General features: G+C 30.1%; 13 protein-coding genes and 2 tRNA genes. 12 read left to right on the plus strand and 3 right to left on the minus strand.

Going from position 1 to position 22,633, the window contains the following annotated elements; genetic code table 11:
- Positions 1-140 precede the first annotated feature (140 nt).
- Together BUB70_RS12385 and BUB70_RS12390 are read left to right on the plus strand one after the other, a co-directional pair.
- Entirely contained in the window at positions 141-3,356 is a 3,216-nt protein-coding gene (locus BUB70_RS12385; protein WP_159431432.1) for a glycosyl hydrolase, read from the plus strand.
- A 119-nt stretch (positions 3,357-3,475) separates the two neighbouring features.
- The gene (locus BUB70_RS12390; RefSeq protein WP_073122065.1) at positions 3,476-6,034 is read left to right on the plus strand and encodes a M1 family metallopeptidase; all 2,559 of its coding nucleotides are present in this window, start codon (positions 3,476-3,478) and stop codon (positions 6,032-6,034) included.
- 44 nt (positions 6,035-6,078) lie between these two features.
- Here the strand turns inward: BUB70_RS12390 and BUB70_RS12395 are convergent.
- Positions 6,079-6,151 (minus strand) — tRNA-Met (locus BUB70_RS12395).
- A gap of 478 nt (positions 6,152-6,629) precedes the next feature.
- Between BUB70_RS12395 and BUB70_RS12400 the strand changes: the two genes are divergently transcribed.
- The 4 genes from BUB70_RS12400 to BUB70_RS12415 all read left to right on the plus strand — a co-directional run bounded on the left by BUB70_RS12400 (position 6,630) and on the right by BUB70_RS12415 (position 9,222).
- Positions 6,630-7,337, plus strand: coding sequence for a LytR/AlgR family response regulator transcription factor (locus BUB70_RS12400; RefSeq protein ID WP_073122067.1), 708 nt, complete (start codon positions 6,630-6,632; stop codon positions 7,335-7,337).
- An 86-nt stretch (positions 7,338-7,423) separates the two neighbouring features.
- Positions 7,424-8,020, plus strand: coding sequence for a hypothetical protein (locus BUB70_RS12405; RefSeq protein WP_073122068.1), 597 nt, complete (start codon positions 7,424-7,426; stop codon positions 8,018-8,020).
- Positions 8,021-8,024: 4 nt separating this feature from the next.
- Positions 8,025-8,525: a hypothetical protein gene (locus tag BUB70_RS12410; protein ID WP_143155303.1), complete on the plus strand. Its 501-nt coding sequence runs from the start codon at positions 8,025-8,027 to the stop codon at positions 8,523-8,525.
- 7 nt (positions 8,526-8,532) lie between these two features.
- The gene (locus tag BUB70_RS12415; protein WP_073122072.1) at positions 8,533-9,222 is read left to right on the plus strand and encodes a sensor histidine kinase; all 690 of its coding nucleotides are present in this window, start codon (positions 8,533-8,535) and stop codon (positions 9,220-9,222) included.
- 358 nt (positions 9,223-9,580) lie between these two features.
- On the opposite strand, the gene BUB70_RS12420 is transcribed toward BUB70_RS12415, so the two are convergent.
- Positions 9,581-9,653: transfer RNA gene (locus BUB70_RS12420), tRNA-Met, on the minus strand.
- Positions 9,654-9,906: 253 nt separating this feature from the next.
- Here BUB70_RS12420 and BUB70_RS12425 point away from each other — a divergent pair.
- The 4 genes from BUB70_RS12425 (at position 9,907) to BUB70_RS12440 (ending at position 14,177) form a co-directional block, all read left to right on the plus strand.
- Positions 9,907-11,274 carry a DUF1800 domain-containing protein gene (locus tag BUB70_RS12425; RefSeq protein ID WP_073122075.1) on the plus strand — a complete coding sequence of 456 codons (1,368 nt, stop codon included), beginning with the start codon at positions 9,907-9,909 and terminating at the stop codon, positions 11,272-11,274.
- A 12-nt stretch (positions 11,275-11,286) separates the two neighbouring features.
- Positions 11,287-12,480, plus strand: coding sequence for a DUF1501 domain-containing protein (locus BUB70_RS12430; protein WP_073122076.1), 1,194 nt, complete (start codon positions 11,287-11,289; stop codon positions 12,478-12,480).
- Between the two features lie 161 nt (positions 12,481-12,641).
- Entirely contained in the window at positions 12,642-13,082 is a 441-nt protein-coding gene (locus tag BUB70_RS12435; protein WP_073122078.1) for a YHS domain-containing (seleno)protein, read from the plus strand.
- Between the two features lie 90 nt (positions 13,083-13,172).
- Positions 13,173-14,177 (plus strand): LLM class flavin-dependent oxidoreductase, encoded by a 1,005-nt coding sequence (locus BUB70_RS12440; protein ID WP_073122080.1) that lies wholly within the window; start codon positions 13,173-13,175, stop codon positions 14,175-14,177.
- Positions 14,178-14,272: 95 nt separating this feature from the next.
- On the opposite strand, the gene BUB70_RS12445 is transcribed toward BUB70_RS12440, so the two are convergent.
- On the minus strand, positions 14,273-16,846 hold the full coding sequence (locus tag BUB70_RS12445; RefSeq protein ID WP_073122082.1) for a carboxylesterase family protein: 2,574 nt from the start codon (positions 16,844-16,846) through the stop codon (positions 14,273-14,275).
- Positions 16,847-17,083: 237 nt separating this feature from the next.
- Between BUB70_RS12445 and BUB70_RS12450 the strand changes: the two genes are divergently transcribed.
- On the plus strand, positions 17,084-20,188 hold the full coding sequence (locus tag BUB70_RS12450) for a beta-galactosidase, LacZ type (RefSeq protein ID WP_073122084.1): 3,105 nt from the start codon (positions 17,084-17,086) through the stop codon (positions 20,186-20,188).
- Between the two features lie 11 nt (positions 20,189-20,199).
- On the plus strand, positions 20,200-22,620 hold the full coding sequence (locus tag BUB70_RS12455) for a glycoside hydrolase family 95 protein (protein ID WP_084730280.1): 2,421 nt from the start codon (positions 20,200-20,202) through the stop codon (positions 22,618-22,620).
- The last annotated feature ends 13 nt before the right edge of the window (positions 22,621-22,633 follow it).

Consider the following 22,633-nt stretch of genomic DNA (forward strand, 5'->3'; position numbering starts at 1 on the left):
TCATACATATATTTGAAATATATTTTTTAACTGATTACTATCTAAGATTTATGATTTACAAACTACTTAAAAAACAACTCATTTGTGGAACTTTTTTCACAAAAAATAAAATAAACTCAGGCTTGAAAAGCCTAAAAATCATGCTGTTTTTTATAGCATTTTACACAAATACTCATGCACAAGATATAGACGTAACTCAAACTTATTTAAATAATGCAGGCTTTGATATTAATTGCAACTATTTAACAGGTGGAAATGAAACTATTTCAATTTCAACACCACCTAATACTAATGTGGTTGACGGATGGTCATTAGCTGATGTTGAAGTTAAAGGTTGGGGAGCAGCATCAACTTTTGAGTTTGGTTGGAACGGAAGTTTTAATGGAGCTTCTCTGCCAGCTACTGACTCTAAAGGGCTGACTGGATCAGGTCAAGGAGCTCTTGGAATTAGTATTGGATTGAGTGGAGACCTTATATACAAACAAGAAACTACTTTGCCTGCTGGATTATATTCTATAGAGGTTAGTAGTGCTTTTGAAGGAAATAATACTATTGAAGCTAATTTAACAGGTTGGGTTGGAAACAATGGAAAATCAGTTTTTTCTGATTACACAAATAGCTCAACATTAGGAACCTGGCACACAACTACTATTCCTTTAAGACTTACCTCTGAAACTACTGGAAACATTCAGGTAGGTTCAAGAGCATCAAATTTAAACACCCGTCTTAATGCAAAAATTTTTACTGATTATGTTAAAATTATTAGTCACCCTGTAACAAAGGCTAATCTTCAAAAATTAGTAGACTCAACTCAAGTAATGATTGCAGATCCTAAGCCAGTACGTGAAGGATCAACAGTCTATGCTGATTTACAAGTAGCCATGACAAACGGACAAACTGTTATTGATAACGAAACAGCTACTGTAGAAGCTATTTTAACCAATGAAGATAATTTAAAAATGGCTATTGACGCAGTAAACACTGCTATTTACAAAGCTAATTTTACTCTATACAACAATCACGTAGCGACTTATTCATCACTAGACAACCTGAGTTTAGAATTAACTGGTAAAGGTCAAGTAACCCTTACCTCACCAACGAGTCCTATAATTAATGGTGCAATTGACCTAGCCTCTCCAGACATCTGGATTTATTTTCAAAATGTATTACCTTCTGAGGTAGCAAATAAGTATTTATCAAATATTACTGTTAATACTCAAGAAGCAATAATAGGTTCTAATATTAGAATAACCAATTATTTAAAAGGAGCTATGGTTATGGCACATTCAAACGACTACAAAGCTCTAACTGCATACGGTCAAAAAAATCAGAATGGAACATCCATGGATTTTACTATTAATAAGCATTATAAAAGTAGTGAGCTTAGTGATATGGAAGATAACATTGAGTCTTTTATATTAAAAAAAGGATACATGGCTACATTTGCTGTAAATCAAGATGGAACAGGAGGTAGTAGAGTTTACATTGCAGATGATACTGACGTTGTTATAGATGAAATGCCAGAAGGATTATCAAACAGTATCTCTATGGTAGTAGTAAGACAATGGAGATGGACAACAAAAAAAGGGTGGAGAGGTAGTCCATCTGGTGCCACTAGATTTAATGCTAGTTCTAGTTATGATTACAACAATGCAGATTACGGTACGCTTGATGTAGAATATGTACCAATGAGACACAATCCAAGATGGAATAGCTATGGGAATTTTATGGATAAATTCAGTAGTACACATGCTTTAGGTTACAATGAACCTGATAACTCAGTTGATGATGGTTTTAGTACCGTAGCAGATGCCTTAAGAGAATGGCCAAAAATGATGGAGTCTGGACTAAGATTGGGTGCTCCTGGAACTACTGATGGTGGACTGAATTGGACATACGATTTTATAGATAAATGTGATGCTTTAGGATACAGGGTTGACTTTGTGCCTTGGCATTTTTACAGAGCTAACAATACAGCCCAACAATTATATAATCAATTACTAGCAATACACAACAGAACTGGTCGTCCTATATGGATTACTGAGTTTAATAATGGTTGTAATTGGACATATAATGGAAATGAACCGACAACGCAAAGAAACGGAGAAGTTATTAAAGAATTTATAGCCATGCTAGAAGATGCTCCTTTTGTAGAAAGATACTATGTATGGGATGGTTGTAATGAAACCTTGAGAATGACAAACTCTGGTAATGGTGCTTTATATCCAGCAGGTATTGCTTATCGTGATCAAGAATCTACAATGGCTTACACAGAAGACTTCTATAATTCTGTAGCAACAAAAACAATTCAAGAAAACGAATCTGGTTTTTGTGGATTAGACGGTAGTATCGATACCAACTACCCTCATACAGGGACAGGGGTTTCAAATACTACAGACGAAATAGGAAGTGGTATCGACTATAAGCTTAACTTTATGTTTGACGGTACAGAAACTTTAACAATAAGATATGCCTCACCTGTTGATTGTACTGCTAATATTTTAATAAATGGCTCTATAGTGGCAGAGGCTCCTCTTCTTACTACAGGTGGGTTTGAAACTTACTCAGAAGTATCTATAAATATTCCTGTGACTAGTGGAATATCAGATCTTAGAATAGAAGCCAATACCAATGCTGGTATAGGAAATATAGATTACATAACTATAACTGATGGTTATCCTGCAAGCTGTGAGCCTAACCCATCCTATCCGCTTGTCTTATCTGCTTCAGATGAGGAAGCTGGGAATACAGCAACAAAAATGTTTGATGACAGCACTGCTGATAACTCAAGATGGTCTGCTTATGGTTTTCCACAAACAGCAGTAATTGATTATGGTGAAAATAAATCCATTATTGGAACTAGACTTTCAACCTTTCAAAATAGAGCCTATAAATACACTATTGAATTATCAGACAATTTATATTTTACCAATTCATATGTTGTAGATCGTAGTACAAACACAAGTACCTCACAACCAATCTCTGATGACTTTGATAAAGTAACAGCAAGATATGCTAGGATTACGATAACTGGTGCCTCAGGATATATAGGTGAATGGTCTAGTATTACTGAGTTTAAAATAGTTGAAGAGGGTGGATTATCAAGTAAAAAAATTACAGATGAAATTAGAATACATCCAAATCCTGTTAGTGATTACTTAAATATTGATTTTGAAAATGATCATATTGGTTACATCGTTAATATTTTTAATCTAACGGGAAAGTTAATAATGGAAACTAGCATACAAAACCAAAACAATAGATTAAATTTAAGTAATTTAAACTCTGGCGTATACTTGCTAAAAATTACAGACAAAAATCAATCAACAAAAGTTGTAAAAATTATAAAATTATAATTTTACCTATTTCTAATAATAACACTATAAAAGCCCTTAATATTTCACTTTAAGGGCTTTTTTTATTTTTAACATAACATCAATAAAAAAACTATCTTGTGTTTGACATAATATTCAAGATGAAAAAAATATATTCTATTTTAATTTTAACCGTTCTCTTTTCTTGTAATCTAAAACCTAAAGAAGATGTATTGTTAAAAAATGGTATTTCTATAGACCTAGCCTCTTATAGAAAAAAACAAATTTCAAATATTATTTATCACTTAAAGTTTAATATTCCTTTAAAAAGGGAAGAACCTATTGTGTCTGAACTAAAAATTAATTTAGAGATAAACGATTTTGAACATCCTTTATATTTGGATTTTAATGAAGATAAATCTCTTCTAAAAAAAGTTTTGGTAAATGGTAATAGTGTTTTAATCAACCATCAGAAAGAGCACTTAATTATAGATAAAGACTGCCTAAAAAAAGGAGTAAATTTTATCACAATTAAATTTAATGCTGGAGAATTATCTCTGAATAGAAGTGATGATTATTTATATACTTTATTGGTTCCTGATAGAGCAAGCACATTATTCCCTTGTTTTGATCAACCAAATCTTAAGGCCAAATACACATTAGACATTACAACTCCCAAAGACTGGAAAGTCTTATGTGGATCCCCATTACAATTAAAAGAAAATCAGGGCGATTACACCAGACACTTGTATAATAAAACATCTGACAAAATGAGTACCTATTTGTTCTCTTTTGTTACAGGTATATTTAACGAAAGTATTGATGAACTGGGAGCCATGAAAATGAAATTATTATACAGAGAAAATAATAAAAGTAAAATCAATGCAAGTTTGAATGAGATTTTTAAATTACATCAACAGTCTATTGATTTCTTAGAAGATTATACCCAGCAGAAATTTCCTTTTCAAAAAATAGATTTTGTTAGTATTCCGGGGTTTCAATATGGAGGTATGGAACATGTAGGGGCTATTCAATATAGAGAAGCCTCTCTTTTTTTAGATTCAACCGCTACACAAAGTCAAAAGTTAAACAGAGCAAAATTAATTGCTCATGAAACTTCACATATGTGGTTTGGTAACTTAGTTACGATGGAATGGTTTAATGACGTTTGGTTAAAAGAAGTATTTGCCAACTTTATGGCTGATAAAATTGCATCCCCATATTTCCCTAATATCAATCATGACTTACAGTTTATGGTTACCCATTACCCTAGTGCCTATAGTGAAGATCGAACAAAAGGAACGAATTCAATTCGTCAGAAATTAGACAATTTAAAAAACGCAGGCTCATTATATGGAGCAATTATTTATAACAAAGCCCCTATTATGATGCGTCAACTAGAAGCTATTATAGGAAAAGATAAATTTAAAAAGGGAATTAGAAATTACATAAAAACTTATGCTAACGATAATGCCAACTGGAATGATTTAGTAGCATTGTTAGATAAAGAAACTAATATTAATTTAAAACAATGGAGTTCTGTATGGGTTAATGAACCTAGCCGACCTATAATAACCGATGATATTGAATATTTTGATGATAAAATTACCTCTTTTCAAATTAGTCAGAAAGCTGAAAATGGTAGTAACAATATCTGGCCTCAATCTTTTGATATTGGCTTGGTTTATAAAGATTCTGTACACATTACTAACGTTCAATTAAAAGATCAAAATACAAATCTAAATACTCTTATTGGTCTCCCTAAACCAGAGTCAATTATTTATAATTATAATGGTATTGGCTACGGTATTTTCCCCTTAGAAAATTCAAAATTAAAGATCTCTCACATTAATAATGATATTGCTAGAGGATACTCATACATTAATCTATATGAGAACATGTTAAATAACAGCATTTCTCCACAAAAAGCATATAACGAACTTTTAAATGGACTTGAAAGTGAAAAAAATGAACTTATTATTAGATTGATCACAAATGAAATATCTAGCGTATTTTGGAAATATTTTACTAATGAACAACGAAAAAATATTTTGCCTTTTTTTGAAAAATCACTAAGAAATTTATTGCACAAAGATTTAGCCCCTGGAATAAAAAAAACAATATTTAATCTATATAAAAATGTAGCATATTCAGAAAAAGGGAAAAATTACTTATATGATATATGGAACAAATCTGAAACTTTGATCAATTTAAATTTAAACGAAGTTGATTATACAAGTATTGCTAGCAAACTAGCCATTTATAAACATGAAAAAATTGATGAAATTTTAGAAAAAACAAAATCTAACATTACAAATATAGATAGACAAAAAGAGTTTGATTTTATATTACCATCACTATCTAATGATGAATCTGTTAGAGATGCTTTTATGAATTCCTTAACCAATCCGGTAAATAGAGAAAAAGAATATTGGACACTAGTGGCCTTAGACAATATACATCACCCACTACGACAAAAAACAGCAATAAAACATTTACCCTTATGTTTAAATTTGTTAGAAGAAATATTTTTAACCGGTGATATATTTTTTCCTAAAAGCTGGCTAAACAGTTCTATAGCTAATTATTCATCGGAAGAAGCATTGCAAATTGTTGAAATATTTTTAAAGGAAAATCCTAATTTAAATCCTGTATTAAAAAACAAACTACTACAAGCTACGGATGGATTGTATAGATTTCAAAAAATAAATAATAATTAAAAAGAAAACACCAAAAATAAATATATTATTTTTGGTGTTTTTAGTAGCGGGAACTGGACTCGAACCAGTGACCTTCGGGTTATGAGCCCGACGAGCTACCTACTGCTCTATCCCGCGATTTGGATTGCAAAGATAAGGGATATTAATGATTCTCACAACTGAAAAACAAAAAAATATTTTGCCTAAAAAAAGTTACCATAGTTAAAATATTATTGCCAAACTCTCAACAAAGTAAAAAACGCTAATTTTTAGTTAAAATGGAACGCTACACATTTAAGTATTCATTAATCATCGTTACAAAGAAACCATTCAACTTCAAATAAAGTCAATTTACCGAACAATAGAACTTAACATATCATCTAAGCATAAATTTGCACTAGTACAAAAAAAACATCAACACTGTTTACAAACACCAAAATTTTTCCTTATACAACTATCAGCTGTAAGACAATAAATTATCTCTTTTTTTAATAAAGTAATCTACGAAATATGTCACTTCATCGATATTAAAATTCTGACAACACAAAAACCATATACATTTGTTAATAGTTACAAAAAAATTGATTACCTAAATGTATTTTGCAAAAATAAAAAAATGAAAATTCATAATACAATAATCATAGACGACGATAAATCTACCATTGAAATAATGAATAAACTCTGTTCCAAACATTATTTTTTAAAAATAGAGAAATCCTTTACCGAATCTGTAGAAGCATTTGAATATGTAAATAAAAACGATGTTGATTTAATTTTTTTAGACATTGAGATGCCGAGTTTAAATGGTCTTGATTTTATAAAAAATGTAAATAAAAACATTAACTACATAATTATTTCATCAAAAAAAGATTATGCTTTTAATCTTATAGGAAATCAAAATATAGTAGGCTATATACACAAACCTATAAATGAAGATTCATTTAACAAAAAGGTAGATAGTTATATAAATAGTTACAGAAACAAAAACACTGTTTTAATACCGCACCAAGACTCGGACTTTATATTTGTTAACTACAATAGAAAAATTGTAAAAATAAATGTTGATGGTATTCTTTTATTAGAATCTAGGGGAGATTATGTTATCATAAAAACAACGTGTAAAAAAAATTATTTGACAAAAAATACTTTAAAAAATTTCATCGTAAAACTCCCTGGTTGCTTTATTAGAGTTCATAAATCATACATAATTAACATCAGTAAAATAGATGAAATTGAAAACAATATTATAGTAATGGGCAAAGAACATATTCCAATAAGCAAAACATATAATAAAATACTTAAACAAAATATAAATACAATTTAAAAGTCTAACCTTTGAGAGTTGTAGAGTTGTTATAGGTTCTCTATCATATTTCATATTAGTGTTAGGCTTTTATTTTTTAAAAAAACATGAATAAAACAATTATTATTTTACCTCTTGATATTAATACAAATAAAAGAGAACTAAAAACTCTAAAACAAATTCTAATTAGCAGCACCGGTGAACTAGTTTTCTCAATTCCGGCACATATTAACCATCCTTTATATAATGATATACAAAAATTACAAATTAAATATATTGGTAGAATAATAATTCTTCCTCTTTATAAGGAGATCAATACTATTCAAATGAGTATTCATGCACACAAAAGTCTTTTAAAAGAAACAGATGTACATTATTTTGCTAATTATACTTTTAAAGATTTAAAAAACATTAACATCATGTACAATAACATAGACACAATAAACAACAACCCTCAACTAAAGGTTGTTTTTTGTGAAAAAGAAACTACAAGAAAAAAATCAAGCTATAAAAAAGTAATACATAAAATATTAAATATTAACATATTTGACTTTAATATATGTAAAAGAGTAATTTCAAAAGATATTGCAGAATACATATATGAAGACTGTAATTTAAAAAACAAGTATTACTTTAAAATCTATTTTATTAAAAAGCTATATATCTTATTAGGTAAAGAAAATTTACCTCTATCAATATATTAAAATAATGAAGCTGTTTGTATTTGTTCTTTTTTTTATGATGACGATAAATAACTATTCACAAAAAAAAACAAACTTATCTATTTATATAGATCCTAAAATGTTGATTTATGGCCCTTACATGAATGATAAAAAAGGTGCCCTTGATATACTATCTAGATTTTATATTTCAAAAAACAAAAATGAATATGGACTTGAACTAGAATATTTTAATCGTATTCATTATTTAGCATCAGGACTGTTTTACAGTCGACAAATTTTAAAAATTAAAAAAACATATATCTACACAGGTGGTAATATTGGATTCATTTTTAGAACATCAAAATACAACACAAAGACTCCTTCTTTTTCTATTAATTGTAGAATTAAATACAAATTAACCAACAAACTTAGTATTTCTTTATTAGCAAATTATAAACACCGAAGTGATTTAGTAAAATTATACAACAATAAAAAAATACTATATTTTAATGGTTATATAGGTCTAAACTACTTAATACATTCCTAGATAAATTATGATATATAATACTGAAAATATTAATAAAGATAATAATTATTTAAATTTAGATTCACAAGATTATAACTATATCTTTTCTCATATATTACGTACACCTTTATATAATTTACATGCTCTAATTAATTGGTTTGAAAAAGACAACGAAGACCTACTAGATAATGTTAATCGACATAAATTAAAACTTATTAATGCCTCAATCGAAAGATTAAATTTTATAGTGACAGACATTACAAACTTTTTAAACATTGAGCAAAATATTGAAAAAAACTACCCTATAAGTTTAGATTACATATTTCAAAAAATTCAAACTAAACTAGAAAAACCATTACGAATTGAAATAAAAATATTGCAAAAACTCCCTGTTATATATAGCAACAGTCCAGCAATGGAAATCTTGTTTAATCATTTACTCATTAATTCTTTTCAAAATATTAAGAACAACTCTGGAAGTATTACAATTGATTATGAAGAAGATGAGAATAATTACAAATTCATATATACGGAAAACTGGAATACTCTTGACAATACATTTCATGACATTTTAGCTTTTAAATCATATTACGTCCCCTCTAATAATTATCATTTATCAATAATTAAAAAAATTATAGAAAGTCTACACGGAGATATAAAATTTTACAAAATATTAAACAAGGGAATTAAAATAGATTTTACAATTCCAAGATACTAATTAACGGTACAAATCTTTAGTATCATTTTAGGTAAATCAAATTCGAAAATCTATTTTCCTTTAATAAACGATTAGAAAAAGCCATTCATCTTCTAAAAAAAACCTTTTACCGAAAAAAAAAAAATGTCATGTATGCTTAACTATATATTTGATGATATAATCGTTAAAAATCTAAAAACATGTCTTGGTTAAAAACAATCACCTGGATATCAATCACTTTAACAACAGTGTTGATTTGGTATAGTATTATTCTTTATTATTAAGATCGTTCATTATAATTTTTAAAAACTAAAACATTTTAATAATATTTTTTCAAATAAAAAAGGCTTCACATTTCTGTGAAGCCTTTTTTATTTAGTAGCGGGAACTGGACTCGAACCAGTGACCTTCGGGTTATGAGCCCGACGAGCTACCTACTGCTCTATCCCGCGATTTGGATTGCAAATATACGAGATATCAACAATTCCCAAAATAATTTCACATAAAATATTCATAAAAAAGTTAACTTACTATTGAACAATATTTTAAGATAACAACTCATGTTAATTCTAATAAATACACAAAAAAACATAAATCATCAACTTTTGTACATTTTTAAACAACAAACACTACAATCAATTAAACTTAATTTAAAAATTAAAGTCATATCATAAATAAAAACTAAAACTAACAAAAGATTACCCCATGAAAAACAAACACATTATACACTTATATAACAGGGTGGGTTTTGGAATTCTTCCTCAAAACTTAGACAAATTAAGTCGTTTTTCTATGAAAGAAAACGTTAATTATCTTTTTAAAAAATCTAAAACCATTACTCCTATTATTGTTGATACTTCTAAATTGGAAAACATCAAGTCTCTTGATAAAAATGACGAAAAAAAACGTATGCTCCAAAAAGAAAACAGACGTTTGTTGGCTAATTTAAATTCTGAATGGTATTATCAACTAAATCATTCAACCGAATTACTAAGAGATAAAATGACTTTATTTTGGGCAAATCATTTTGTTTGTGCTGAAAATGATGTTTTACAAACCCAGCAATATCTTTTGGTTTTAAAGAAAAACGCTTTGGGAAACTTTAGAGATTTTGTACTAGAAATCTCCAAAACCCCTATGATGATTAAATATCTTAACAATCAGCAAAACCGAAAAGAAAACCCTAACGAGAACTATGCCCGAGAATTAATGGAGCTATTTACTTTAGGAAATGGACATTATACAGAAACAGACATTAAGGAATCTGCAAGGGCTTTTACTGGTTGGTCATCAAATAAAACTACATTTATTTTTAGAGCAAAACATCATGATTTTGGTAGCAAAACATTCTTAGGTAAAACGGGTACGTTTAATGGTACAGATATCATTGATATCATTTTAGAACAGCCGCAATGTGCTTTGTTTATCTCAAAAAAAATATACAAAGAGTTTGTTAACCCTACACCAAATCAGGAACATATTACACAAATGGCTAACGTGTTTAGAAAAAATTATGATATTTCTGATTTGATGGAATTTGTGCTTACTTCTGATTGGTTTTATGAAGATAAAAACATAGGTGTTAAAATAAAATCTCCGGTAGAACTATTGGTCGGAATTCAAAAAGTAATTCCTTATACTTTTAATAAAACCAAATATTTTCAATACCTACAATTTAATTTAGGTCAAAAATTATTATATCCACCAAACGTTGCAGGTTGGCCTGGAAACAAGCAATGGATTGATGCCAACACCATTATGTTAAGATTAAAACTAACCTCTACCATTGCCCAGCAAAAAGAAATAGAACTAGAACCCGAAGTAGCTTTTGAAGATGATTTTGAAACCTTTAACAAACGTAAAAACAATAAGAATAAATTATTATTTACAACAGTTGATTGGCAAGAATTTAACCAACAAATAAAAAACACAAACGCTACAGATTGGCAAGAAGTACTTATTGGTTCTAGCTTAAATCAAAACACCGTAGATTTTATTAAAAAAATAAACACTAACAACATCAAAGAATTCTGTATTGCCCTTATGTCTTTACCAGAATACCAAATGTGCTAAACTCCACCTATTATGAAAAGAAGAGATTTTTTAATTAACAGTTCTTTGGCTAGCGGAATGTTTTTTGTTCCAAGTTTTGTTTCCGCTTTCGAAAAAATTCCGACAAATCTTATTGGTCATAAAAAATTAGTAGTCATTCAACTTTCTGGAGGAAATGATGGTTTAAACACTGTAGTGCCTTACAGAAATGATTTGTATTATAAAAACAGACCTAATATTTCTATTCCAAAATCAGAGATTTTAAATTTGAATGGGGAACTTGGTTTACCTCCCTCTATGTCATCTCTCAAAAATTTATATGATCAAGGATATGTAAGCATTATTAACAATGTTGGATATCCCAACCCCGTAAGATCACATTTTAGATCGGCAGACATTTGGCAAACAGCCAGTGACGCTAATGAATATAAATCTTCAGGATGGTTAGGGAATTACTTAGATATTTACAATCAAGAATCTCACATGGCAATTGATGTAGACAACAAACTTTCTTTGGCTTTAAAAGGAAATGACAAGAGTGGAATTGCCGCTTTTGATCCTAAATTATTATACAAAAATGCTAGTGATCCTTTTTTTAATAAAGTGATTAACAAACATCATATGGATGAACATTTGAGTGAAGAAAACTTAGGCTATTTATACAAACAAATGATTCAAGCAGAATCATCCGCTTCCTATATTTTTAACAAATCAAAGACGTATGAATCTAAAGCTAATTATCCTAAAAATGCTTTTGGTAAACAATTAAATACAACTGCTAGTTTTATTAACTCTCATTTAGAAACCAAAGTTTATTATGTTTCTATGGGTGGTTTTGACACACATTATGCCGAAACCAACAGACATAAAAGGTTGATGAATATTTTATCTGAAGGCTTAGAAGTTTTTGTGAATGATTTAAAACAAAATAACACTTTTAAAGATACTTTAATTATGGTTTTTTCTGAGTTTGGAAGACGTGTAGAAGAAAATGGAAGTAAAGGAACAGATCATGGAGCTGCTAACAATTTATTTTTAATTACAGAAAATCTAAAAAAACCTGGAATTTATAACAACCATCCAAACTTAGCAGATTTAGATGATAATGGAGATATTAAATATGAAATAGATTTTAGACAAGTATATGCTACAGTTTTAGAAAAATGGTTAAAGGCAGACCCTAAAAAAGTATTAGGAAAACCTTTTAATCATTTAAATTTTATATAGACAGAACTGTACAAAAAACTTAAAACTGCATTATGAATTATTTTATAATGCAGTTTTTTTATCCCCCTGAATGAATACCCTTTTATATGATAATTTTTGTATCATATCTGTAATTATTAAAGCATCATTTCGACAATAGTGATGAAATTAAAATAAAATTCATGAAACTTTTAGTTAAACTTTTACTTACCATTATTTTATCTACTAGCGCATTTGCACAAGACAAAACCAAAGCGGTATTCACAACCGAAAAGGGAGCTATTAACGGATTTGATCCAGTAGCTTATTTTACAGAATCTAAACCCGTAATAGGGAAAAAAGACATCACCTACAAATGGAACAATGCTACATGGCATTTTAGCTCAAAAGAAAACATGACCCTTTTTAAAGCAAAACCTAATAAATATGCTCCTCAATATGGAGGATGGTGTGCCTTTGGTTGGTCAAGAGGATACCCAGCAAAAATAGAGGCTGATGCATGGAGCATTGTAAATGGTAAACTTTATTTAAACTACAATAAAGAAGTCCAAGAAACTTGGTCTGAAAAGAAAGAAGAGTTTATTATAAAAGCCGATAAAAATTATAAAGAAAAAGGATTTTAACTCTCCAAATCTTTATCATTTTCACATATATTTTAACCATCAACGTAATTAAAATTTGATTACCGTTAATTACATTTTATAAAATTCAACATGACAAATAACAAACCTACCCACTATTCTATTTTAGATTTGGCCGTTGTAGCCAATGGAACCAGTATCCAGCAAACTTATAAAAACACGCTTCGCCTAGCCCAAAAAGCAGAATCTTACGGGTACAAACGTTTTTGGTTAGCAGAACATCATAACATGGCAACCATTGCCAGCAGCGCTCCTAGTATTTTAATAGGATATGTTGCTCAGGGAACCACAAGTATTAGAGTTGGTTCTGGTGGAATTATGCTCCCAAACCATGCTCCTTTAATTGTGGCTGAACAATTTGGAACTTTGGGATCCTTATACCCTAACAGAATTGATTTAGGTTTGGGAAGAGCCCCAGGAACCGATCAAGAAACTGCACATGCCATTCGTTCTGATTTTATGGATGCGGCCCATTCTTTTCCTAAAGAAATTGATAAAATTCAAACTTTTTTTTCTGAAGAAAATGCCAGTTCTAAAGTAAGAGCTACGGTTGCTGAAGGTGTTGATGTCCCTTTGTACATTTTAGGTTCTAGTACAGACAGTGCTCACTTGGCTGCTAAAAAAGGATTGCCTTATGCTTTTGCTAGTCATTTTGCCACAGCAATGCTTTTAGATGCCTTAGACATTTATAGAAACGAATTTAAAGCTTCAAAAGCGTTAAACACTCCTTATACAATTGCAGGTGTTAACGTAATTATTGCAGATACTGATGAAGAAGCTGAAAACATTTCTACTTCCTTCTTTAAATTGATTGTTGGAATTTTAACTGGAAAAAGACAACCTTTATCTGAACCTACAGAAATGACAAATGACTTAAAAGAAATTTTACAACATCCTTCTGTACAACAAATGATTAAATATTCTTTTATAGGAAGTAAAGAAACTGTGAAAAAACAAATTCAGGCTTTTTTAGAAAAAACAAAGGTTGACGAAATTATTGTCACAACCAATATTTATAGTATTGAAGACAAAATACACTCCTACAAACTGCTTTCTGAAATTATGAAAGAAATATAAGTATCAAAAAAAAGTGCCTTACATTTTATGTTAAGGCACTTTTTAAACAAACTATAATTAAACTACTAAAACTTTCTTTTTCTACTTGATTGGATTTATTTCCATTCAAAATCTCCCTTCTCTACAGACCAATCATTTCCAAAAAAACCTGAAGCTTTTACAGCAGACATTCCATTTTCTAAAACATCATCATCAAACAATAAAACATCTGGAAAAGTGGTTCCATTTACCAAATAATGATTCATATATGCTGCTTTCATTCCTTTGCTTCCTGTTGCAGTTACTACTCCAACACAAGCTATATCACTATCTGTTCTTGGTACAATAAAATACATTCCCCATTGGTTTCCTGTAATTGATTTTCCATCAAAATCAATCTTATTATTTTCTACCTGAATAGGTGATTTCTTCAACAACGTTTTCCATGCAGCGTTATTACTTTTATTTCCATAAATCACCACATTTCTATCTGCATATTTCTTAGGCGAAAAATCTACATCTTTCACCAATTCAATTTTTCCATTGGCACGGTACCAAAACGTTTCTGCATCAAACCTAGCTCGGTTTAAATACCATTCATTTTCTTCATCAGTTCCTTTGGTTGCATATACAAAAACTACATGGTGTCTAAAAGCATCTTTAAACCCTCCATTTCTATGAGGTCCTTTTTGCGCTAAACTAGGAACTGATGTATTTTTCCATACTCCATCAACTTTTTGAAAGTACATTTTAGCTCCTTTATTAATTGTGATGATACGCTCATCTATTTTAATTTCATTTTTATCAGTAACTAATTTTGAAAAATCAACCAATAACAAAGCCGCATTATTTGTTTTGATAGACAAATCTCCCTCTTCTTTAGAAAAGTTGAATGAACTGGTTTTAAAAGGAATTTCTTGCTGGTATATGGTAACAAAATGTGAACTTGCTGATACTCCTGGTGAACCTGTATAGAATTCTAAGTTTTTAATTTCATCATCTTTTTTAATAGTATGTCTTTTAAAGAAATTAAAAAGAGGTTCCCAGTCTATACTATGATCTCCATACCAATGCGTTCCATCAGGATATTCATAATACACAAAATCATTATGAAAAGTTCCCAATCGTTGTCTCATTCCTCTAGCGATAGAAGTTGGCACTACATTGTCTTTTTCTCCATGTAGCAAATACACACCAACATGTAAATAATTACGAATCAACTCCAACGTTCTACTAGGGGTTCCTGCTCTTTCAATCATTTTTTCGACAGGAGTCAATTCTTGAGACTGATTAAATTTTAAACGACTCACTATTTCTGGTGTCATTCCTAATTTTGTTAATTCTGTTTGCGGTAATTCTAAAGTACTTTTTAAAAATCCATCTCTGTATAACAACAAATCTGGGTAACCAGCACAAGGAGCAATGGCTGCAAATTTATCTGGATAAGTAGCTCCTAAATACCAAGTTCCATGTCCTCCCATGGAATGACCTGTTAAATATATTTTTTGAGGATCTGGTTGATAAATGTTTTTAGCATCTGCCATTACTTCTAAAGCATCTAATCTTCCCCAGTCTTCCCAAGCAAATCCAAAAGGACGTCTATTGGTTGGTGCCACCAAATCACCCCAATCTTTTTGTTTATAGGCATTGGCTTGATTTACGGCTTCTACCGAAGCTCCGTGAACAGATAAAAAGAAAGCTCCGTTTTTTAAATCTTTGTTGCTTGATGGAGCAACACTATAATATTGTACACTTCCATCAATATCACTAATAAAAGTACGTTTGATTTTTTGGTGTTTAGACTTTACTTGAATTTCAACTTCTTTGGTGTCTAAAACACTGTTCTTATTTTTTAAAATAATATTTAACTTTTCTGCTCCAACTTTGCTATTATTAGATACTGCAGCAATAGAAAAAGGCATTTTTAACACACTCATAGGAGCTATATCAGGAACGATAGTTTCTAGTTTCTTACCTTTTAATTCTGATTCTAAACTATATCCTTTTATCCAAGTATTGGTGCTATTCACCACTCTAATTCCACCAGTATAGTTTTTAGATTCATCAAACAAAACATCAGGAACCAAAACATCTCTTGTGGTTAATTGTACCTCCATTTTGGGCTCTATTAACCTTGCTCTAATTCTAGGAAAACGTCCTACTTTTAGTACAAAAACATTCATTCCTTTTTTTAACTCTAGAGGAATTAAATTCCATCCAAAATCGTAATGATCTCCTTCGTGTGGCAATCCATTAATCAAAACAAGTGAATGCCCCGATGCTTCAAACAAAACCGTTTTTACTTTGTTAGATTTGTATTTTAACAATACATAACTTGATGATAGATTTTCATCATTAAAACTATTGGTTTCATCTACTTTTATGGTTTTCCAAACCATTGGATTTCCAACAAAATCAATATCAAAAGTTTCTTTGTTATTAGGCAAGTAATTTTCCTCTTCTAAAAACCTAGCATAAACAGGATCTTTAGGAAAAGAAGAGGAATTAAAATGATGGGTAGGTACTTTTAATGTTAAAGCTTTTTTAAAAACATGAATTAATTTTCCTTCTTGAATCGTTTCTATTTTTTCTTTTCCAAAATACTCAACAATATTTCCTGTTTTTTGTTGTGCAAAAAGACAACTTTGTATAAAAACTAACAGTAAAATAAGAGGTTTTATTTTTCTCATGATGATGATTTCTTTACTTAAATATGATGGTTGAAAATAAAACTACATCAAAACTAGCCTGCTAAAAACATATTTCGACAAATAACAAATTACACAAGCTAAATAACTTATGTAATGAATACTTTATTACAATGATTCCTCACTAAAAATGAATGTCACCTTGATTTTGTACGATAATAACACCTCTTATTTTTTTAATAATCTGTATTTTCATCATCTCATTTAAACCCTTAAAAAATGACCAAAATTAAACTGCTATTTTTAGTATTTATTTTTTCTCAAAACATCTTTAGTCAAAATGATTGGGAAAACCCGGAACTATTTCAAATCAACAGAGAAAAAGCTCATGCAACTTTTTATTCTTATTCAACTTTAGAAAAAGCACAAAAAAACAATCCACAACAAGAAGACAACATTCAGTTCTTAAATGGAAAGTGGAAGTTTCAATATGCAAAAACAATCTCTGAAAGAAATTTAGACTTTTTCAAGTCTGGTTATGATGACAGTAATTGGGATGAAATAACGGTTCCTGGTAACTGGGAAATGTATGGTTATGGATACCCTAACTACACCAATGCAGATTATCCTTTTACTCCAAATCCCCCATTTATTAGTGAGTCTCCAGTAGGGTCTTATATCACTTATTTTAACCTTCCAAAAAACTGGAAAAATAAAGAAGTTTATCTTCAATTTGGATCCGTAAAATCAGGATATTATTTATGGGTAAATGGTAAAAAAGTAGGATATAGCCAAGATTCTAAATTACCTTCAGAATTTAATATTACCTCTTATTTAACATCTGGAAAAAATAAAATAGCTGTTCAGGTATTTCAATTTACCGATGGTAGTTACTTAGAAGATCAAGATTTTTGGAGATTATCTGGAATTCAAAGAGATGTTATTTTACAAGCCAAACCTAAAACACACATTAATGATTTTTATGCAGATGCCTCTTTAGACAACAACTATGAACATGGTGTTTTAAATTTAAATATTGATGTTAAAAACATCAAAAACAAGAACAAAAAATTTAGCATCAAATATCAATTAGTAGATGCTAATGGACAAGAAATTAGTAATAAAAAATCTAATTTCAAATCAACTAAAAATGAACAAACTATTTCTTTTGTTGATGAAATTCCTAACGTAAATAAATGGTCTGCAGAAAATCCATATCTGTATAAATTAATCATTAGTCTTTATGACCATAAAAATCAATTGATAGAAGCAACTTCTATTAAAACAGGATTTAGAACTTCTGAAATAAAAGATGGACAACTTTTAGTCAATGGTAAACCTATCCTTTTAAAAGGTGTAAATAGACACGAACACAATCCTTATTTTGGGCATGTGGTGAACAAAGAAGACATGATTGCTGATATAAAAACAATGAAGCAATTTAACATTAATGCCGTAAGAACTTCTCACTATCCTAACGATCCAATGTGGTACCAATTATGTGATGAATATGGTTTATATGTTTATGATGAAGCTAACATAGAGTCTCACGGAATAGGATATGATATTGACAAAACTTTAGGAAACAAGCCTATTTGGAAAGCTGCTCATGTAGAAAGGATTACCAACATGATTAAAAGAGATAAAAACCATCCTTCTATTATTGTTTGGAGTATGGGGAACGAAGCTGGAACTGGAGTTAACTTTCTGGCAGGTTACAAAGCTGCACATGCTTTAAACACAAAACGCCCAGTGCACTATGAACGTGCCGAAAGAATGACTGACCTTAAAGAAAGACATACCGACATTGCAGGACACATGTACGCTTCTATCGGATTTGTTAAAGATAGATGGTTAGGTTCTGACAAAGATCGTCCTTTTATTTGGTGTGAATATTCTCATGCTATGGGAAATAGCAATGGAAACTTCCAAGAATATTGGGATTTAGTAAAATCTCACCGTCAATTACAAGGTGGATTTATCTGGGATTGGATGGATCAAGGACTAGCCAAATTAGATGAAAATGGAAAACAATTTTGGGCTTATGGTGGTCATTTTGAACCAGAAGGTATTTACCATGACAATAACTTTTGTATGAATGGAATTGTAGATCCTGACTTAAAACCTCATCCTGCATTGTTTGAAATTAAAAAGGTATATCAAAATATTATCTTTAAAAAATTAGATATCAAAACAGGAAAAGTTCTTATTGAAAACGAAAATTTTTTTACCAACATAGATAACTACTCTATTGTTTGGGAATTTTTAGAAAATGGAAAAGTTACCAAATCTGGAAAATTTATTCCATTAGGAGTAGCTCCTCAAACCCATAAAGAATTCAAAATTGAACTTCCTGAAATTGATAAAAACTCAGATTCTTTTTTAAATATTTATGCAATTCAAAATACTGAAAACACTTTTATTCCTTATGGGCACAAAATAGCTTCTGAACAATTTGAATTGAATACTGTTATTGCTTCTAAAAACAATAACATCACCACTAAACCTATTGAAAAATCAGAGACTGACAATGAAATCATGATAACTGGATTAAATTTCATTACTCAGTTTTCTAAAAAAACAGGATTATTAAACACTTATATTTTAAATGAATATCCATTAATTAAAGCTCCATTAAAAATTGATTTTTGGAGAGCTCCAACAGATAACGATTTTGGAAATCAATTACAAAAAAGAGCTTTGGTTTGGAAAGAAGCTGGTGATAAATTTATATTACAAAGCATTAGTTCTAAAAAAGTATCTAAGTCTGAAATAATGATCTATACATCTTTTAAAAATGAAGAAATTGAAGGAGCTATTGATATTAATTATTTAATTAACGGAGAGGGAGAAATAACAGTAGATTATAGTTTTGAAGCCAAAAAAGAAAATTTACCTGAAATTCCAAGAATTGGACTAAAACTTGAAATGCCTAAAGAGTTTGATAACCTTAAATACTATGGTCGTGGTCCTTGGGAAAATTATGTAGACAGAAATACTGCTGCTTTTGTTGGTGTTTATGATTCTAAAGTTTCAGACCAATATTTTGCTTATAACAGACCACAAGAAAACGGACATAAAACAGATGTTCGCTGGTTAAGTTTAAAAAATCAAATTGGAATGGGATTTGCAGTAAAAGCTTTAGAGCATCCTATTGAGTTTAACGCTTTACACAACAACACTTCTGATTTTGATCCTGGAACAGAAAAGAAATTAAGAACTACTTTAGATATTGTTGAAAAAGATTTTGTTGAATTACACATCGATCACAAAATGATGGGTGTTGGTGGAGACAATAGCTGGGGTGCTAAACCACATGATAGTTATATGTATTTTGCCAATAAAAAATATGAATTTAGTTTTATCTTAGCTCCTGAAAAATAAAAACAGAAATAATGAATTTATTACAACCCCAAAAAACCATCATAAGAATCTGTGCTATTCTTATGATGGTTAATCCCTTAGCACTTTTAGCCCAATCTACAAATACCTTATGGTTTGACGAACCCGCCAACTATTTTGAAGAAACACTAGTTTTAGGAAATGGTAAAATGGGAGCTTCCGTTTTCGGTGGTGTAAGTACAGATCAAATATATTTGAACGATGCTACTTTATGGTCTGGAGAACCTGTAAACCCATACAACAATCCAGATGCACATCAATATGTTACTCCTGTTAGAGAGGCTTTACAAAACGAAAATTATAAAGCTGCAGATTCTATAAATCGTTTTTTACAAGGACCATATTCTCAATCATATGCTCCATTAGGAACTATGATGGTTCACTACAAAAATCAAAGTGACTTTAAAAACTATCATCGTGAACTAGATATTAGTAAAGCGATTTCAACAGTTACTTACCAAAGTAATGGAATCAATTTTAAAAGAGAATATTTTGTTTCTCATCCAGACAAAATTATGGTTATTCGCTTAACAAGCGATCAAAAAAACAGCATTAACTGTAGCATTGATTTTAATAGTCTTTTAAGATATAAAATCACCAATACTAAAGATGTCTTAAATATTAGCGGTTATGCTCCTTATCATGCAGAACCTAGCTATAGAGACAACATAGAAAACCCTATTCTTTTTGATGAAAATAGAGGAACAAGATTCTCAACACTATTCAAAGTAAAAAACACTGATGGAGAGATTATAGCAACAGATAAAACTTTAGAAATAAAAAACTGTAGTCAAGCTACCATTTACGTTTCTATAGCAACTAGTTTTAATGGTTTTGATAAAAATCCAGCTACAGATGGACTTAACCATCAAAAAATAGCTTTTAAAAATTTAAATAAAGCTTATAAAAAATCTTTTGAAGAGCTAAAAAACAATCACTTAAAAGATTATCAAAGCCTATACAATAGAGTAACATTAGACCTAGGACCAACTAAGGCGACTAAATTATCTACGGACAAGAGATTATTACGTTATAGTGACGAAGGAATTGAAGATAAAAACCTAGAGATTTTATACTTTAACTATGGTAGATACTTATTTATCTCGTCATCAAGAACCAAAGGAGTTCCAGCCAATTTACAAGGTATTTGGAATCCTTACATGAGACCACCTTGGAGTAGTAACTACACCTTAAATATAAATGTTGAAGAAAATTATTGGTTAGCAGAAACTGCCAATCTTTCTGAACTTCACACTCCACTTTTAGAGTTCATCAACAATATTTCTAAAACAGGAGCTATTACCGCTAAAACTTACTATGGAGTAAACGGTTGGGCTGCTTGTCAAAATTCAGATATTTGGGCACTTAGTAACCCTGTTGGTGATTATGGTGAAGGAGATCCTAATTGGGCTAACTGGAACATGGGAGGTACATGGTTAGCTACTCACTTATGGGAACATTACATTTATACACAAGACAAAAAATATCTAAAAAAAGATGCATATCCTGTGATGAAGGGAGCTGTAGAATTCTGTTTAGATTGGATGATAAAAGACAAAAACGGAAAATGGATTACTTCTCCTAGTACATCACCAGAGAACAAATATATTACTGCTGATGGATATCACGGTGCTACATTATACGGAGCTACTTCTGACTTAGCTATGATTAGAGAATTATTTAATGATTTCATAAATGCTTCAGCAGAGTTAAATATAGATAATGACTTCTTAGCTCGTGTAAAAGATGTAAAAGATAATTTATATCCTTATCAAATAGGTAAAAAAGGAAACTTACAAGAATGGTATTATGATTGGGAAGATGAAGAACCTAAACACAGACATCAATCTCACCTTTTTGGTCTATACCCAGGTCATCATATTAACGTGAATGATACACCAGATTTAGCCAATGCAGCTCGTAAAACTTTAGAAATAAAAGGAGATGAAACCACTGGTTGGTCTAAAGGATGGAGAATTAATCTTTGGGCTAGGTTGCAAGATGGAAATCATGCATACAAAATGTATAGAGAGTTATTAAAATATGTTGATCCTGATAAATCTGATGGAACTCATAAAGGACATGGAGGAACATATCCTAATCTTTTTGATGCCCACCCTCCTTTTCAAATTGATGGTAATTTTGGAGGAGCTGCTGCAGTTATTGAAATGTTAATGCAATCTTACGAGGGTAATATATATTTACTACCTGCACTACCAGATGTTTGGGACCAAGGAAGCATTAAAGGTATTAAAGCTAAAGGTGGTTTTGAACTTGAAATGGAATGGAAAAACAATACATTAATCAAAACCAAAATTAAAGCTACAAATACAGGAAAAACCACTTTGATTTATGGAAAAATTAAAAAAGAGGTTTCATTAAGGAAAGGTGAAACAAAAGAGATTTTGTGGTAACAACAAAATATAT

This window comes from Wenyingzhuangia marina (assembly GCF_900130035.1).
Classification (GTDB): Bacteria; Bacteroidota; Bacteroidia; order Flavobacteriales; family Flavobacteriaceae; genus Wenyingzhuangia; species Wenyingzhuangia marina.